Annotated in this window: 18 protein-coding genes; all 18 read right to left on the reverse strand. The window is 64.2% G+C overall.

Annotation, left to right across the window (positions count from 1 at the left end; genetic code table 11):
- Positions 1–44 precede the first annotated feature (44 nt).
- The 18 genes from NKL04_RS31670 to flgB all read right to left on the reverse strand — a co-directional run bounded on the left by NKL04_RS31670 (position 45) and on the right by flgB (position 15718).
- The gene (locus NKL04_RS31670) at positions 45–632 is read right to left on the reverse strand and encodes a transglycosylase SLT domain-containing protein (RefSeq protein ID WP_023701069.1); all 588 of its coding nucleotides are present in this window, start codon (positions 630–632) and stop codon (positions 45–47) included.
- Positions 565–1950, reverse strand: a complete 1386-nt coding sequence (fliK, locus tag NKL04_RS31675) for a flagellar hook-length control protein FliK (protein WP_023701070.1) — start codon at positions 1948–1950, stop codon at positions 565–567. Before fliK ends, NKL04_RS31670 begins: the two co-directional genes overlap by 68 nt.
- Positions 1947–3380 (reverse strand): MotC family chemotaxis protein, encoded by a 1434-nt coding sequence (locus tag NKL04_RS31680; protein ID WP_023701071.1) that lies wholly within the window; start codon positions 3378–3380, stop codon positions 1947–1949. Before NKL04_RS31680 ends, fliK begins: the two co-directional genes overlap by 4 nt.
- Positions 3377–4723, reverse strand: a complete 1347-nt coding sequence (locus NKL04_RS31685) for a MotB family protein (protein ID WP_023701072.1) — start codon at positions 4721–4723, stop codon at positions 3377–3379. Before NKL04_RS31685 ends, NKL04_RS31680 begins: the two co-directional genes overlap by 4 nt.
- Before the next feature lie 31 nt (positions 4724–4754).
- Positions 4755–5381 (reverse strand): hypothetical protein, encoded by a 627-nt coding sequence (locus NKL04_RS31690; protein WP_023701073.1) that lies wholly within the window; start codon positions 5379–5381, stop codon positions 4755–4757.
- A 3-nt stretch (positions 5382–5384) separates the two neighbouring features.
- Complete coding sequence (gene fliF, locus NKL04_RS31695) at positions 5385–7025, reverse strand: flagellar basal-body MS-ring/collar protein FliF (protein ID WP_023683301.1); 1641 nt, start codon at positions 7023–7025, stop codon at positions 5385–5387.
- Between the two features lie 192 nt (positions 7026–7217).
- Entirely contained in the window at positions 7218–8102 is an 885-nt protein-coding gene (locus NKL04_RS31700; RefSeq protein WP_023683302.1) for a flagellin N-terminal helical domain-containing protein, read from the reverse strand.
- A 282-nt stretch (positions 8103–8384) separates the two neighbouring features.
- Positions 8385–9269, reverse strand: a complete 885-nt coding sequence (locus NKL04_RS31705; protein ID WP_023683303.1) for a flagellin N-terminal helical domain-containing protein — start codon at positions 9267–9269, stop codon at positions 8385–8387.
- 210 nt (positions 9270–9479) lie between these two features.
- Positions 9480–10211: a flagellar type III secretion system pore protein FliP gene (gene fliP, locus NKL04_RS31710; RefSeq protein WP_023710973.1), complete on the reverse strand. Its 732-nt coding sequence runs from the start codon at positions 10209–10211 to the stop codon at positions 9480–9482.
- Positions 10208–10708, reverse strand: a complete 501-nt coding sequence (locus NKL04_RS31715) for a flagellar basal body-associated FliL family protein (RefSeq protein WP_023673655.1) — start codon at positions 10706–10708, stop codon at positions 10208–10210. Before NKL04_RS31715 ends, fliP begins: the two co-directional genes overlap by 4 nt.
- 17 nt (positions 10709–10725) lie before the next feature.
- Positions 10726–11430, reverse strand: coding sequence for a flagellar basal body L-ring protein FlgH (flgH, locus tag NKL04_RS31720; RefSeq protein ID WP_023691727.1), 705 nt, complete (start codon positions 11428–11430; stop codon positions 10726–10728).
- Complete coding sequence (locus NKL04_RS31725) at positions 11427–12008, reverse strand: MotE family protein (RefSeq protein ID WP_027049841.1); 582 nt, start codon at positions 12006–12008, stop codon at positions 11427–11429. Before NKL04_RS31725 ends, flgH begins: the two co-directional genes overlap by 4 nt.
- Before the next feature lie 3 nt (positions 12009–12011).
- Positions 12012–13253, reverse strand: coding sequence for a flagellar basal body P-ring protein FlgI (locus NKL04_RS31730; protein WP_023695751.1), 1242 nt, complete (start codon positions 13251–13253; stop codon positions 12012–12014).
- On the reverse strand, positions 13250–13777 hold the full coding sequence (flgA, locus tag NKL04_RS31735; protein ID WP_023686344.1) for a flagellar basal body P-ring formation chaperone FlgA: 528 nt from the start codon (positions 13775–13777) through the stop codon (positions 13250–13252). Before flgA ends, NKL04_RS31730 begins: the two co-directional genes overlap by 4 nt.
- Before the next feature lie 6 nt (positions 13778–13783).
- The gene (gene flgG / locus NKL04_RS31740) at positions 13784–14572 is read right to left on the reverse strand and encodes a flagellar basal-body rod protein FlgG (RefSeq protein WP_023686343.1); all 789 of its coding nucleotides are present in this window, start codon (positions 14570–14572) and stop codon (positions 13784–13786) included.
- 11 nt (positions 14573–14583) lie between these two features.
- A complete protein-coding gene (fliE, locus tag NKL04_RS31745; RefSeq protein ID WP_023701074.1) occupies positions 14584–14919 on the reverse strand; it encodes a flagellar hook-basal body complex protein FliE in 336 nt (111 codons plus the stop codon).
- Entirely contained in the window at positions 14919–15335 is a 417-nt protein-coding gene (flgC, locus tag NKL04_RS31750) for a flagellar basal body rod protein FlgC (protein WP_023686341.1), read from the reverse strand. The genes fliE and flgC overlap by 1 nt, the downstream gene beginning before the upstream one ends.
- A gap of 2 nt (positions 15336–15337) precedes the next feature.
- The gene (gene flgB, locus NKL04_RS31755; RefSeq protein WP_023683310.1) at positions 15338–15718 is read right to left on the reverse strand and encodes a flagellar basal body rod protein FlgB; all 381 of its coding nucleotides are present in this window, start codon (positions 15716–15718) and stop codon (positions 15338–15340) included.
- Positions 15719–15767: the final 49 nt, after the last annotated feature.

The following is a 15767-nucleotide window of genomic DNA, read 5'->3' on the forward strand; positions in this document are numbered from 1 at the left end:
CCCGCCGGGCGTGGATTTGCAGCCGTTCGCAAGAGATGATTCACCTAAGGGTTGCAAAAGTTGCGGGCGTTCGGGGTCCATTTGCCGAAGCCGGCGGCGACCATATTGGCGATGACGCGGCAGACATAGAATTTCTGCGCGGGGTCATTGTCGGGGCCGGCGTGGTAGCGGGCGACGGCCATCGACCAGCTGACATGACGCGCATGCAGGCTGGCCAGGAAGCGCGCGGCATAGTCGACATTCTGGCGCGGGTCGAGCATGTCGTCGACGCTGCGGAAATGCGCGGCGTGATAGTGATGGTTGATCTGCATGCAGCCGAGATCGATGAGTGTCTTGCCCTCGCGCCGGGCTGCTTCGAAGGTGGCCATGGCCTCGGTGCGGTTCCTTGGAAATACCGCTTTCCCCTGTATATTCAGCGCATTAGGTTGCAAGCTACCCTTCTTGCCGGTCTCGGTCAGCCCGACCGCATAGAGGATGCCGGCGGGCACGCCATAGCGGTCGGCGGCACGCAAAATCTCGGGCTCGCAAGGGTTGGTGGCGGCGGTGGCCGGCTTGGTGGCGAGGCTAGATAAACATATCGTCGCCAGCGCGCTCGCCAGCAGGCGCGCCAGCGCGGCCGAATTCCTGGGCATCGTCATTGCGGTTTCTTCCCGACTGCTGGCCGCCCGAACCCGTATTGTTGCCGCTCGAGTTTCCGGGCTGAAAAGCGGACTGGTCGCGGCCTTGCGGCATTGGCTGCGAGTTCGCTGCATCGCTGCGGGCCGCTGCGTGGATCGCTATCGAGGGTTGCAGGATGGTGACCTTGTCGACATCGAAGCCGAGCCCGCGCAACGACTTCACGATGGCGTCGCTATCGGTGGCGAGACGGCGGTAAGCCTCATGGGTTTCGGGCTTCAATTCTATCGAAAGTTGTTCTCCGGAAAGCCTCAGACTGGCGGTGACCATGCCGAGCTCTGCCGGGTGAAGCTCGATCTTCAATATATGTGTCGGAACGGCAACAGAACCGCCCGTCTGGGCGGTCGTTGACGGCGTCGAAACGGCTGGCCGCAGGCCGTTGTCCGAAGCCAGCGCGACGATAAGCGCCGAAGTCGTTTGGTTTATCGGACTATGCGCCGGCGCGGGGAAGCTCTGTTCGGCGACAATGTCGACGCGCGCAGCGAATGGCGGCTGGTTTCCCTGTGTGGACGATGCCGCGGAATGGGCTCCATCGACGGACTTCGCCGACGGCGCGGACCGTTTTGCCTCGGGTGCCGAAACGTCGCTTGCCGTCTGGTCCGCCGGTAGAGGAGGCGTCGGACCATCCTGGTGCGGCAGTTTGCCGGACTGGAGCCCGATCGCGGGCAGCTTTTGCCCCTGATCCTGTGCGGAAACGCTGGTACCGGGCTTGGCCCGTTCCGATCGCGTCGTCGTGTCGAGTCTATCGTCAATGCCGGACGCTGCGCGGTGTCTCTTCAGAGGCGACGTCTGTGCAGAAATGGCCTCGCCAGCGGGCGCCGGTTGCCCAGTCTGTCCATTCGTCGCGATGCCGTTCCCGCTTGTCCGGACCGTTGAGAAATGCCTGATATCGTGCAACGCCAGCACCAGTGGCAAATGATCCTGCAGCGATCCTGCATCCGCGTCTCGTCCGGCCACCTCAGCGTCCTTGGATGGTTTGTCCGGGCCACTATCGGCATGTTCTTTTGCGGCCTTGCCGGCAGCGGATTTCGTCCCCGTTTTGCCAGACTGGGTGTGTGGGATTTCGCTTTTGCCGGGACCGGCAGGGCTGCGTTTGGCCCAATGCAGCTCGTGCGACGCGGCCTCAATTGCTCCCTGGCCTATCGGTGTCGGCGCATCGTCGTCGCCGCGCACCATGTCGCCGAAGCTTTTGTCGCCGCCCTTGGCGTTTGAGGCCGACTGCTTCGATCCGGCGTGCGCGGGAGCCGGCAGGGCCTGGCCAACATTGGTGGTCATTTCGGGGCTGCTCCAAGCATCTGGTCGATCAAATCGAGCTGGCGACGCGTCCTCGCCATGGCGGCGTCGGTGGGATCGGCTGGCTCTACGGCGGCGGGGGCCGGCGCCGATGCCGGCACGACCGGAGCCGCATCGCTGGCGGAGGCGACTGCAGGCATTTCCGCCGCCTTTGCCTCTGGCGTGCTTGGTGCCTGCGCGGCCGGTTCACTTGCCGCCTTCGGTCGGTCGGTTGCTGCCGGTTCACTCGATGTTGTGACGGCTGGCTGTTCCGGCATCGCGCCTTCGACCGGCGGCAGCTCTGGCTCGTCGGGTTTTTCCACTGCCGCGGTCTTGACCGGCTCCTGCCTGGCCGCGGCAGGTGCGGGCTTTTCGGCAGGCAACGGCGCCGGCGGGGCGATGACTTCACCGGCCACGGCCTGCGCGGCATCGAGCAGGTCGCGGTCGCTTTGCGAAAGCTGGTTGCGATCGATCTTGTCCAACTTGGCGCGGACCTCGCCGATGGTGCCGGACGTTACCGTGGACAGGCTGGAATAGAGCTGGGCGCGCGGATCGTCCTGATTGTGGATGCCGTCGCGGCCCCGTTCAGCCCTGGCCGAGGCGAAGGCGGAGAGATCGGCAAAGCCGTCGATCGCGGCGCGGCGGGCGATGCGCAGATAGATCACCTTCTCGCGCTCGGGATCCATCATTGCGGTGATGTCGGCGAGCTTGTCCTGGCTGATTGCCATGTGCAGCGTGATGACGCCGGAGACGAATGCGTCGGCGAACTGGCTGGCATAGGGCGAATAGAGGTAGTCTTCGACATATTGGGTTGAGGCAAGCGCGAAACGCGCACCGTCGCCTTGCGCGGCGGCGATGCCGACCGAGCGGCGCAGCGCTGCTTCCTCGACCAGCGTGCCGGGGCTGAGCAGGCGAGCATCGTCGAGCAGCGCAAGCGCGCTGACCGGTTGCTCGGTGGCGAGAAGCGAGCCCTTGACCAGCGCCAGAAAGGCACCGAGATCGGCGGGCAGTGTTATCGGATCGATCGGCTTCAGCGCCTCGATCGCAGCCGCCGGCCGGCCGTTCAGATAATCGACAATGCCCTTGGCGATGGCCAGGCTTTGCGGGTCGGCCTTGGCGCGCGACACCGCCGCCTCGACGGTGACGGGGTTGCCGCCACTCATGCCATAGACCAGCAAGGCGCGAAAATTCTTCGGGTCGCTGAAATCGTCTGCGTCCGCCACGCGCAGCCTTGTGTCGGCCATTTCGAGCAGCTTGGCCTGCATCGGCAGCGCGGCGTGATCGCCGGCGGCGATGCGGTCCTGCACAAGCTGCAGCGAGCGCACCAGCTGATAGGGCTGCAAGCCGTCCTCGGCGAAGGCCGATGGCGGATGGACAGCGCTCAGCAGCAGCAGCAGCAGCCCGACGCCGCCGATGATGGCGGCGCGCCTCATCCGTCGGTCGCCATCAGGATTTCGATGCGGCGGTTCGCTGCAGCCATCGGGTCGGCCGCGATTTTCGGCTCGCGGTCGGCGAAGCCGGCGACCTCGGTGATGCGGCGCTCGTCGACGCCGCCGCGAACCAGCATGTAGTAGGCGGAATGGGCGCGCGCCGTGGACAGCCGCCAATTGTCGTAAGTGTCGCTGCGGAACGGCCGCGCGTCGGTGTGGCCGTTGATGCTGATCGTGCCTTTCTGCTCGTTGACGATGCGGCCGATCTTTTCCATCGCCAGCACCAGTTCACGCCTAGGCACCGCCGATCCGATCTCGAACATGCCGAAATCGAACTGGTCCGTGATCGAAATGACGACACCCTTGTCGGTAGCTTCGACGGAGACGCCATCGTGCAATTTGTCGCCTGGCTTGAAGGCCTCGGCCAGTTCCTGCTTGACCTGCGCCGCGGCTTTAACAGTGGCGGCCGTCGGCGCCTTTTCCGCGGCTTCGGGTTTGGGTGCGGGTTGTGCTTCGGCGGCTTCGGCCTTTGCAATCTGGGCCTTCGCTGCTTCAGCCTTGGCCTCTGCCTTGGCTTCAGCCTTGGTCAGTGGCTTATCTGAAACGGATTTCGCCAGCGGCTCGAGCGGCGCCGCGGCCACTGGCGGCGCGGCCGGCACGGCCTTCACCTCCGCCACTTGCGTCTGTGCCGCCTTGTCACCCGGCTTCAGCGGATCGCCTTCGATCTTGGTGCGTTCGGCGGTGGCTTCGGCGCCTGGTGCAGCCACCTGCTGCGACCAGAAATCCGGCGCGAACGGGTCGCGGTAGGATTGGCCACCGGATGCGCCGGTAGCCGGGCCGGACGCCTGCGCGCCGCCATCGCCCTTCTCGCTGACATTTTGCATGACGCCGGTGTCGGTGGCGATTTCCGACAGCACCGCATAGGGATCGGCAAACAGATGCTCGTCGGAAAGATCGGTCTTCGGCGCCGATTCCTTCGATTGCTTCTTGTCCGAGGTGCCGGCGCCGCCGATGCCGTCCTGTCCGGCCTTGCTGGTCTTGTCCCGCGGGTCGTCCGCCGTCAGCCCGACCTTGCTCGGGCCATCGCCGAGGTCTTCGAGGCCCTTGCGGCTGGCGTTGCGATCGACCAGCTTGACCGGATTGAAGTAGCTGGCAACGGCCGCCTTGGTCTGCTCGTTGGCGGCGTTGATCAGCCACATGACGAGGAAGAAGCACATCATGGCGGTCATGAAATCGGCAAAGGCAATCTTCCAGACGCCGCCATGGTGGGCGTCGTCGTGGTCGTCGTGATTGCGCCGCACGATGATGATCTCATGCCTGGCGTCTGCGGCCTCGACAACGCTCATGACGTCCACTCGTTCGTAAGAGGGCCTTCGCTCATGATAGGGCCTCGGACAAGGCGGCCGACCATTCGGCAATGCGGGTTTCGAACACCGCCTCGTCAATGGCGACGGTAAGGTCGAAGCCGGGTGCCTCGACGAAATCGAGATTGGCCGCGCGTGGGCCGAGCGAAGCCTTCAGCGTCTCGAACAATGACAGCGGTCCGCGCACGGCGATGCGCACCGCCTCGCTGTCGCCGACGGCTTCGCGGATCGTGCCGGCAAGGGCTTCCAGCGAACGCTTCTGCAGATCGTCGCTGACAAGGCCGCCAATGATGCGCGCAATGGTGGCGCCGACGAGGTCGCTGACCTTGGCCTCCATGATCTCGATACGGGCAGTGACGACCGCGCCGACATCGCCGCCGAAAGTTTCCAGAAACGCCTTTGCTTCATCGGCGTTGGCCTGTCTCTGTGCCTCGAGCGCTGCCTGGTGGGCGATGGCAAGGCGGGCTTCAAGGGCGGCTTCGGCATCGATGACCGCTTCGGCGATCAGCGCGCCGATGTCGGCCTGCGGCGCCGACGTCTCCGGCCTTGGCTCGGCCATGGCCGCGAGCGAGGGCTGGCCGGCACGCTGGCTGCGTGCGCCGAAATCCGGCAAAAGGTCGAAAAGCGCTGCCGAGGCCATGGTCTATACCGCTGCTTCCTGGGCCGCCCATTTGCGCAGGATCTGCGCGGTGCGCTCCTCATTGATGTCGACCATGCGGGCAAGCCGCTCCTGCGGCGCCGGCCTGATCTTCTGACGAAGATCGTCGAGTGGAGTCGGGCCTGGGCGGCTGCCGGGCAAGGCAGCCGGCGCCGGTTCGGCGCCGGCGGCTTCGGGTGTCGGCAGTGAACGCTGGACGTCGTCGAAGCTCGGACCGGCAAGTGCCGGCGTCGGCCGCGCGCTCAGCGCGGTGGCCATCGGCCTCAGGCCGAAGAAGGCGACCAGGAACACCACGACGATGAACGCGCCGGCGTTGATCATCGTACCGGCATGGGTTCCGATCGACGCCATTATGCCCGGCTGTTCGACCGGCTCGCCGTCCAGCCCGTCGATGAACTCGACCGCCGAGACATCGATGATATCGCCGCGCTTGTCGTCGAAGCCGGTGGCCGAGGCGACCATTTTCTGGATGTCGGCGACGCGCTTGGCGATCTGTTCGGGTGTGGCGTCCTTGCCGAGGATGGTCATCAGCCGCTGCTGGTTGACGACGACGGCGATCGACATCTTGGTGACGGAATAGCCGTTGGAGACTGTGGCGATCTTCTTGGAGTTGATCTCGTAATTGGTGATCTCCTCCTTGCGATCATTCTCCGATGACGTCTGCGGACCATCGGTGCTGGTCGCCTGGGTCTCGGGCAGGTTCTGCTCGACGGTGGCCGGGGTCGAGGCCTGCCTCTGGTTGCTGTTTTCGTTGGCGCGCACCGACTGCACGGAACGCTCCACGCGTGACTCCGGATCGAAGATCGTCTCTTCGGTCTGGCGGGTGTCGGTATTGACGTCGGCTTTGACGCTGGCGCGGAAATTGTCGGGGCCGAGATAAGGCGTCAGCGCGCGGCGGATGTTGTCGCCGATCTGCGCCTCGACGGTCTGCTCGACGCCGAGCGTGCGGGCAGCACTTGTGTTGGAGGGATCGTCGCCGGCGGCGAGAAGATTGCCGTTGGAATCGAGCACGGTAACCTTGTCGGCCGACAGGCCCGGCACGGCGGCGGCGACGAGATGGCGGATCGACATGGCGCTCTTTTCAGCATCGATGCCGGAGTAGCGGATGACCACCGAGGCGGAGGGCTGCTGTTCGTCGCGGCGGAAATTGGCGCGCTCGGACATGACGATGTGAACGCGGGCCGCCTTGATGCCGGATATCGACTGGATGGTGCGGGCGATCTCGCCTTCCAGGGCGCGCACGCGGGTGATCTGCTGCATGAAGGAGGTCAGCCCGAGCGAGCCGACATTGTCGAACAGTTCGTAGCCGGCATTGGCGCTGGTCGGCAGGCCCTTTTCGGCGAGCAGCATGCGCGCCTGCGCGGTGGTGCCGGCCGGCACCAGCACGGAGGTGCCGTCGGAGCCGACGTCGAAGCCGATGCCGGCCTCGCCGAGCACCAGGCCGATCTGGTTCACGTCGGAGCGATCGAGCCCGACATAGAGCGTCTCATAGGCAGGGCGGTTGAGATAGACCGAGCCGATGCCGATGACGGCCATCACCAATGCGGCAATGCCGGCCAGCATGGCAAGGCGCCTGACGCCAAATGCCCTGAGATTCGAGATGATGCTCTGGATCTGTTGCGGCACGATTCAAGCGCTCCCAGCATGATATTCCGTGGGAACACTAGACCGCGAAGCTTGTGCGAAGATGATAGAGCATGTCGCCCGGAAGTGCAGCGGTTCCGGGTCAACGACATGCGTCAAAACACAGCCACAAAGCGAAAGGGCCGCGCTGTCGGCGCGGCCCTTCAATTCAAGAAGGAGAAAGCCGGGTCAGGCTTACTGCTTGAACAGCGCCAGGATCGACTGCGAGTTGCCGTTGGCGATCGACAGCGACTGGATGCCGAGCTGCTGCTGGACCTGTAGGGCCTGCAGCCGCGTCGATTCCTTGTTCATGTCGGCGTCGACCAGCGCGCCGACGCCCTTGTCGATCGAGTCCGACAGGTTCGACAGGAAGCTCTTCTGGGTATCGATGCGCGACTTGGCGGCGCCGAGATAGGCAGCGCCCGTGGACAGCTTGGCAAGCGCCGTTTCAACGGCGCCAAGTGCGGTGTCGATGGCTGCCGGAAGGACCTGGGTTGTGCTGGGATCGAAGAAGGTCGTCGCCAGCAGAGCGCCGACGATGCCGCCGGTGCCGGGAAGATCGAGGACCTGCGTGTCGGCCGCCTTGACGTCGATGGTGTCGATGGCGACGGTCGTGCCGGTGCGGTTATAGGACGCGACGATCTTCAGGTCGGAGGTCGCGGCAGCGTCGTTCTGCAGCAGGTTCGAGCCGGCATAGGAGGCGTTGGTGACCGACGACTTGATCTGGTCCTGGATAGCCTTGATCTCAGTGGCGATCTTCTGCTGGTCGTCCTTGCTGGCGCTGCGTGCAGTGACCAGCTTGGCCTTGATCAGGTCGACCTGGTCCTTGATGTCGGTGATGGCGGTGTAGGCGGTGTCGACCTTGCCGGCGCCGAGGCCAAGCGCGTCCTGAACGGCCGAAAGCGCCTTGTTGTCGGACTTCATCGTGGTGGCGATCGACCAGTAGGCGGCGTTGTCGCTGGCGGTGGCGACGCGGTAGCCGGTCGAAATGCGTGACTGGGTGGTTTCAAGCTGCTTGTTGGTGTTGTTCAGGCTCTGCAGCGCGGTCAGAGCCGAAGCGTTCGTCATGATGCTAGCCAAGATATTTACCCCTTTTCAAACACTGGCGTGTCCCGAACACGCCGGATCAACTTCATCAAGGGGGTAGGCATAAGCCCATCGACCGTATGGTCTGCCCGCCATGGAATGGTTAACCATGACTACCGGGATATGGTTAACGGCCTGTTAAACCAAGCCATTCAGGGCGCTGGCCAAGAGCAAAAATCGGCAGCCATTTAGCAAGACAATCAACAGCCGCAAAAAGAAATCGGGCCGCGCTGTTGGCGCGGCCCGACGGATGGTGTCAGTCGTAATGTCGAGAGATCAGCCGCGGAAGAGCGACAGGATCGACTGCGAGTTGCCGTTGGCGATCGACAGCGCCTGGATGCCGAGCTGCTGCTGGACCTGGAGGGCCTGCAGACGGGTCGATTCCTTATTCATGTCGGCGTCGACCAGAGCGCCGACGCCCTTGTCGATCGAGTCCGACAGGTTCGACAGGAAGCTCTTCTGGGTGTCGATGCGCGACTTGGCGGCGCCGAGCGAGGCAGCGCCGGTGGAAAGCTTGGCAAGCGCGGTTTCAACAGTGCCGAGCGCGGTGTCGATGGCGGCGGGGGTAACCGCCGTGGTGCTCGGGTCGAAGAAGGCAGCGGCGAGCAGGCCGCCGACGATGCCGCCCGTGCCGGCGACATCGAGAACCTGCGTATCGGCTGCCTTGACGTCGATGGTGTCGATGGTGACGGTCGCGCCGGTACGGTTGTAAGCCGCAACGATCTTCAGGTCGGACGCAGCGGCAGCGTCGTTCTGCAGCAGGTTCGAGCCGGCGAAGTTGGCGTTGGCGACCGAGGACTTGATCTGCGCCTGGATGGCGTTGATTTCGGTCGCGATCTTCTGCTGATCTTCCTTCGAGGCGCTGCGGGCCGTGACCAGCTTGGTCTTGATCAGGTCGACCTGGTCCTTGACGTCGTTGATGGCGGTGTAGGCGGTGTCGACCTTGCCGGCGCCGAGGCCGAGGGCGTCCTGCACGGCCGAGTTGGCCTTATTGTCGGACTTCATCGAGGTCGCGATCGACCAGTAAGCGGCGTTGTCGGAAGCGGTGGCAACGCGGTAGCCGGTCGAGATGCGGGCCTGCGTCTGCTCGAGGGATTTGTTGGTGTTGTTCAGGCTCTGCAGCGCGGTCAGCGCCGAGGCGTTCGTCATGATACTGGACATGGCTACTCGTACCTTGATTTTTACAGGGTGTTTTTGACATACCGGCTTTTCCGGTATGACGGAGCGGCATCATGCCAATGATCGTGAGACCCGATCACCCGCCATCTGCGAGCAATATGCGGGCAAGTCCCTACCAAAGGGCTAAACGGGACGGTTAACCGGAAATATATTGCATAAAACTTTAGCAAGGCGCCAAGGGCGCGCGGACGGTCAGGTGAAGGAGCGCACCAGGCTGCCGACAAGCAGGTTCCAGCCGTCGATGAGGACGAAGAACAGGATCTTGAAGGGCAGCGAAACGACGGTCGGCGGCAGCATCATCATGCCCATGGCCATGGTGATGGTGGCGACGATCAGGTCGATGACGAGGAACGGCAGCACGATCAGGAAGCCGATCTCGAAGCCGCGGCGGATTTCGGAGATCATGAAGGCCGGCACCAGGATGCGCAGGTCGACGGTGTCCCTGGCAACGACCTGGCCGCGTTCGCGGGCGAGATCGGCGAACAGGTCGAAGTCCTTGTCGCGGACATTGTGCAGCATGAAGGTGCGGAACGGGTCCGAAATCTTTTCGAACGCCTCGGTCTGGCTGATCTGGTTGTCCATCAGCGGCTTGACGCCGGTGTTCCAGGCCTGGTCGAAGGTCGGCGCCATGACGTAGAAGGTCATGAACAGCGACAGCGAGATCAGGATCAGATTGGCCGGCGTCGACTGCAGGCCGATGCCGGCGCGCAGGATCGAGAAGGCGATGACGAAGCGGGTGAAGCTCGTCACCATGATCAACAGGCCCGGCGCCACCGACAGCACGGTGAGCAGACCGAACATCTGGATGATATAGCCGACGGTGGCGCCGTCGGCCTTGCCGATGCCGCCGAGATCGAGCTGCTGGGCGGCGGCGACAGAGGTGGCGGCGACGACGATCGCGGCGGCGAGGACGAGTTTTCTCATTCGAGCAGCAATGTCCTGATCAGAACCTGTTTGGCATGGCCACCGCTGCGGATTGCGGCGCGCTCCTCGAGGTCGGCTTTCAAATGCTGGTAGCCGCTGGCGCCTTCGATCTGATGCATCTTCAGGGTGCGGACCATGGCAAGCAGGTCCTGGTGAATGCTTTCGGTAAGTTCCGGCGGCTGCGGCGCATCGTAGACCACCGACGCTTCCAGCCTTATCCAGGTGTCAGCAGGCGAAGCCAGATTGGTGGTGATCGGCGCCAGCTGGACAAGCGTCGGCCCGGTGCCGGGAGCATGTTCGGCCGCCTTGCTCGGTTGCTCGGCATTGGACTGGTTCTCCGGTGCGGCGGGCACAGGCACCGGTCCCCCGACGCCCTTCAGATAGCCGCCGGACATCCAGCCCATGCCAATCGCGGCGCCCGTCACCGCCAGCAGCATCGCAAGCTGGATGACAAGCGACGGGCCCTTTTTTTGCTGAACCTGTTCGACATTTGCCACGGCGCCGTTCTCCAGTCCTAAAAGGGGAGGACTTGGTCGAGGATCTGCTGACCGTAAGCGGGCTGCTGGATTTCGCTGACGCGGCCGCGGCCGCCATAGGAGATGCGCGCCTCGGCGATGCGTTCATAAGAGATGGTGTTTTCAGCGCCGATATCGGATGGACGCACCATGCCGGCGATGGTCAGCACCCTGAGCTCGTAATTGACGCGCACTTCCTGCGAGCCGCGGATCATCAAATTGCCGTTGGGCAGGACTTCGGTGACGACGGCGGCGACGTTGAGCTCGAGGTTCTCCGAGCGCTTGATTTCGCCGTCCGCATTGGTTTCGGTGGTGGAACTCAAGCCGGCGTCGCCCTTGCCGCTGGTGGTGGCACCTTCCCATCCGAGGTTGACGTCATAGCCGAGCTTGCGACCGGCGGTGCGGCTGCGGTCGTTCTGGTTCTTGAAGTTGGCCTTGTCGTTGAGCTTGATCCTGACGGTGAGGATGTCGCCGTCGCGCAGCGCGCGTGGGTCGGTGAACAACCGGCTCTGGCGATCATCCCACAGCGAGAATTTCTTCACCGGCGCGGCTGGCGTTTCGGGATAGGAGTAGGGCGCATTGACGCTGCCGGTGATGCCGGTGCCAACCGGCGACAGCGCCGGCTCCCTGCCGATCTCCCTGGGGTCGGAGGCGCAGCCGGCAAGTGAAGCCGTGGCGACCAGGGCGAGAATATGCGACTTCATGACGGATCTACCCTTCGGGCCGCGCTGGCCATGATGCCGGTGAGTGTGGCCGCTGCCTTCTGGTCCATCTCGTTGAGAATGACGCCGGCTTTGCGCGAATCGAGTTTCATCAGGATGGCGGCGGCGAGATCGGCGTTGACCATGGCCAGGCGCTCGGCCGCGGCATCCGGTTTCATGCCGGCATAGATCTTGACGACGCCATCCTCGGCGCGGGCCAGGAAGACTTCACGCCGCTTCAGCCATTGCTCGTATTCGGCGCGCTTGTCGTCCAGCGCCTTCATGCGGAGGTCGATGCCGGCCTGCAGCTGCTTCAGCTCTTCGGCCTGCAGCGCGTAACGGCGGTCGCGGGCGGCGTCGGCGATGTTGGAGCAGAAGCGCTGGATCTCGCTTTCATCGGGCACCTTCTCGCGGACCAGCTGCTGCACTGCCGCCGGCTGTTGCCCGCCAGGCAGAACCTGCCGCACCGCTTCTTCCGCGCGGACAGTGCCGCCGGCAAGGACGGTGGCGGCGATGACGCAAGCTGCCAAGGCTGCGCTGCGTCGGTGCTGCTTTTGGGAAAAGAAATCGATCATCGGCATGGCCTATTGGAGAACCAGATCGGCCTGCAAAGCGCCGGCCGACTTGATGGCTTGCAAAATGGCAATGATGCCGTCCGGCTTGACGCCGAGACGGTTGAGGCCCGACACCAGCGTTTCGAGGTTCGGTCCGTCGAGCACATTGACGCGGGCGTCAGGCCGCGTGGCATCGATGGTGGTGAAGGGTTCCTCCGCTGTCACGCCCTTGGAGAACGGTTCCGGCTGGACGATCTTCGGCTGTTCGGTGATGCGCACGGTGAGCGTGCCGTGGCTGATCGCCACCCGCGAGATCTTGACCTCGTTGCCGATGACGATGGTGCCGGTGCGTTCGTCGATGACGACGCGTGCCGGCGTGTCGGTCTCGACCACCAAATTCTCGATCTCGGCGTAGAAGCGCGCCGCCGAAACATTCTTCGGCCGCCTGATCTGCACGGTACGTGCATCGCGCTCCGCCGCCACGCGCATGCCGAAGCGTTGCGAGGTGTAGCCGTTGATGGCGTCGGCGATGCGAACGGCAGTGGAGAAATCGGGGTTGCGCAATTGCAAGGTGAGCAGCGCCTGGTCCTCGAATTCGGCGCGCACCGTGCGCTCGACGATGGCGCCGTTGGGCACGCGGCCGGCCGTCGGCACGCCCTGCGTCAGCTTTTCGGCATCGCCCTGGGCAGTGAAGCCGGAAACGATGACCGAGCCTTGCCCGACAGCATAGATTTCGCCATCGGCCGCCTTCAGTGGCGTCATTATCAGCGTGCCGCCGGCAAGCGATGTGGCGTCGCCCATCGAGGAGACGTCGATGTCGATGCGGGCGCCCGACTGCACGTAAGGCGGCATGTTGGCGGTGACGATGACGGCGGCGACGTTCTTGGCCCGCGCGCTGCCGCCTTCGGTGGCGATGCCGAGATTTTCGAGCATGGCGCGGATCGACTGTTCGGTGAAGGGCGAATTGCGCAGGCTGTCGCCCGATCCGGCGAGGCCGATGACGAGGCCGTAGCCGACGAGCTGGTTGTCGCGCGAAGCCTGCAGCTGCGCAATGTCCTTGATGCGCGATGCGACCTGGCCGGGTGGCAGAGAGCTTGGGCCGTTGGAGACCCTGAACATGCGGTTGGTGGTGGCCGGATCATATTCGGGATCGACAAAGGCGCCGCCATTCTGGCCGGCAAGATCGCGCTTTTGCTTCGGCGTAAGACCGTCGGCCAGCGCCGGCTGCAGGCCGACAACGGTCGCGAGCAGAAGGGCAGCTCCGCGTCTCATGACGCGCTGACCCGGACGGTGCCGTCCGCCATCACCGTGCCGGAAAAGATCTTGCCGCTGTCTGTGTTGCGGACCTTGATCAAATCGCCGGCGGCACCCGGCTGCAGCGACACCGCCGTAGCCGAAATGGTGAGGTCGCCGGCGATGAAATAGACCTGCACGGCGGCGCCCTGTTCGACCAGCCAGGCGTCGCGGATGGCGGCGGCCGGGATGTAGCGGCCGGGCAGCAGCGTGCGCTTGGCGACCTTGCCCTGGAGTTCCATGGCCTGCGTGGCGACCGCATCCGGCCTGTGCTTTCCGGGGAGCAGCGTCACCGGTTTCAGCACGCCGGTGTCGATCATCTCGCCGGGATAAATGACCCGGTTGGGGATCAGAACGATCTCGCCGGTTGCCTGACTGCTCGCGACGTGGGTGCTGGTCTGCTGGTCTGCGCTCTCCTGGGCAAACGCCGGCACACCGCCGGCTACCAGCGCGAGCATCAGCGCGGTGCGGCAAAGCGCGGAGCGGGAGGCCGGAGAGAGCATCAAACCTTACCTGATGTTCTTGGACACGACGGAGGCCATGTCGTCGGCGGCCTGGATGACCTTGGAGTTCATCTCATAGGCGCGCTGCGCCGAGATCAGCTCGGTGATTTCCTTGACAGGATCGACGTTGGAGGCCTCGAGATAACCCTGCTCGACCGAGGCGAAGCCGGGATCGCCGGGCACGCCGACATTGGCCGGGCCCGAGGCCGGCGTTTCCTGGAACAGATTATCGCCGAGCGGCGCCAGGCCGGCTTCATTGGCGAAGTTGGCGAGTTGCAGCTGGCCGAGCAGCTGGAGGTCGGTCTGGCCGTCGATGCGGGCAAAGACCTGGCCGGTCTTGTTGACCACGACTTCGATGGCATCGGTCGGCACGGTGATGGCCGGGATGACATTGGCGCCGTCGACGGTCACCAGCTGGCCGGTGGCGTTGGTGTTGAAGGCGCCGGCGCGGCTGTAGAGTGTGCCGCCGTCGGCGCCCTCGATCTGGAACCAGCCTCGGCCGGTCAGCGCCATGTCGAAACTGTTGCCGGTCGAGGTCAGTTCGCCCTGGGTATGGACGTTGCGCACCGCCGTCGTCTTGACGCCAAGGCCAATCGACACGCCTTCCGGCACCAGCGATGAATTGGAGCGGTTGGGCACGCCCTGCGTGCGGTCGACCTGGTAGAGCAGGTCGGAGAATTCGGCGCGCGCGCGCTTGTAGCCGGTGGTGTTGATGTTGGCGATGTTGTTGGCGATCACTTCCAGATTGGTCTGCTGGGCATTCATGCCGGTCGCTGCGATGGCGAGTGCTTTCACGGCAAGTCTCCTCAGATGCCCATACGGCTGATTTCGAGATAGGCGGAGACGACCTTGTCGCGGATGGCGATCGTGGTCTGCAGGGCCTGCTGGGCGCTCATGACGGCGTCGACGACCTGACGGGTATCGGCGTCGCCCTTGAGCGCCTGGATCGAGACCTGCTCGGCGTTCTGCAAGGTGTTGACGGTCTTTGAAGCAGCCTGGCTCAGCGCTTCGGCGAAGGTGGCGCCGATTTCGCTGCCGGCCATCGGCGCCCTGGTGCCCTGGAACAGGTCGGTCGTGGTATCGGCGCCACCGATCTCCGGCTTGAGGGGAAGCGATCCGATACCGCCAATGCCGCTGATCATTACTGGTTCCTCATCAGGTCGATGGTCATGGAGATCAGATCACGCGCCTGCTTGATGACCTGAAGGTTGGCTTCGTAGGAGCGGTTGGCCTCGCTCATGTCGGCCATCTCGACCAGCACGTTGACATTGGGCATCTTGACGTAGCCCTTGTCGTCGGCGGCCTCGTTGCCGGGCTGGAATTCGACGGGAAAGTCGCTGGGGTCGCGGTCGATGGAGTTGACCTCAACTGTCGTGCCACCGGAGGCACGGTCGAGTTCCGAGACGAAACTGATGGTCTTGCGGCGATAGGGGTCAGCGCCCGGGGTGTTGCCGGTCGACTGCGCGTTGGCGAGATTTTCCGAGACGACGCGCAAGCGGTCCGACTGGGCGCTGAGGCCGGACGCGGCGATCTTGAGGGCTGAGGTCAAGGCGTCCATGGTCAGCTCTTCACCGCCATCATCATCATCGAATGGAAGGCCTTGACGATCGCGGTGTTGAGTTCAAACGAGCGGCGGACCTCGCCGGCCTTCATCAGTTCGTTCTCGACCACGACCGTGTTCTTCGAGGGCATGATGGCGCCGGTCGTCTCTTCTGGCTTGACCGTGAAGCCGGCATTAGTGGCGGCAGTGCCGAGGTGGCCTGCCTGGGTGGCGGTCAGCGACACTGCCGTGCGGTCGAGCACCTTCTCAAACGGCTCGACATCGCCGGCGGTGTAGCCCGGCGTGTTGACGTTGGCGATGTTGCCGGCAATGGCCGACTGGCGCACCGACAGCCATTGCGACTGCTTGGCGGCGAGATCGAAAAGATTGACGGGCTCCATGGGGATCTCCGGGCTGGTACGTACAAGACTAGGCTGCCAGTCTTGCGCG

This window comes from Mesorhizobium sp. C264A (assembly GCF_040324515.1).
Classification (GTDB): domain Bacteria; phylum Pseudomonadota; class Alphaproteobacteria; order Rhizobiales; family Rhizobiaceae; genus Mesorhizobium.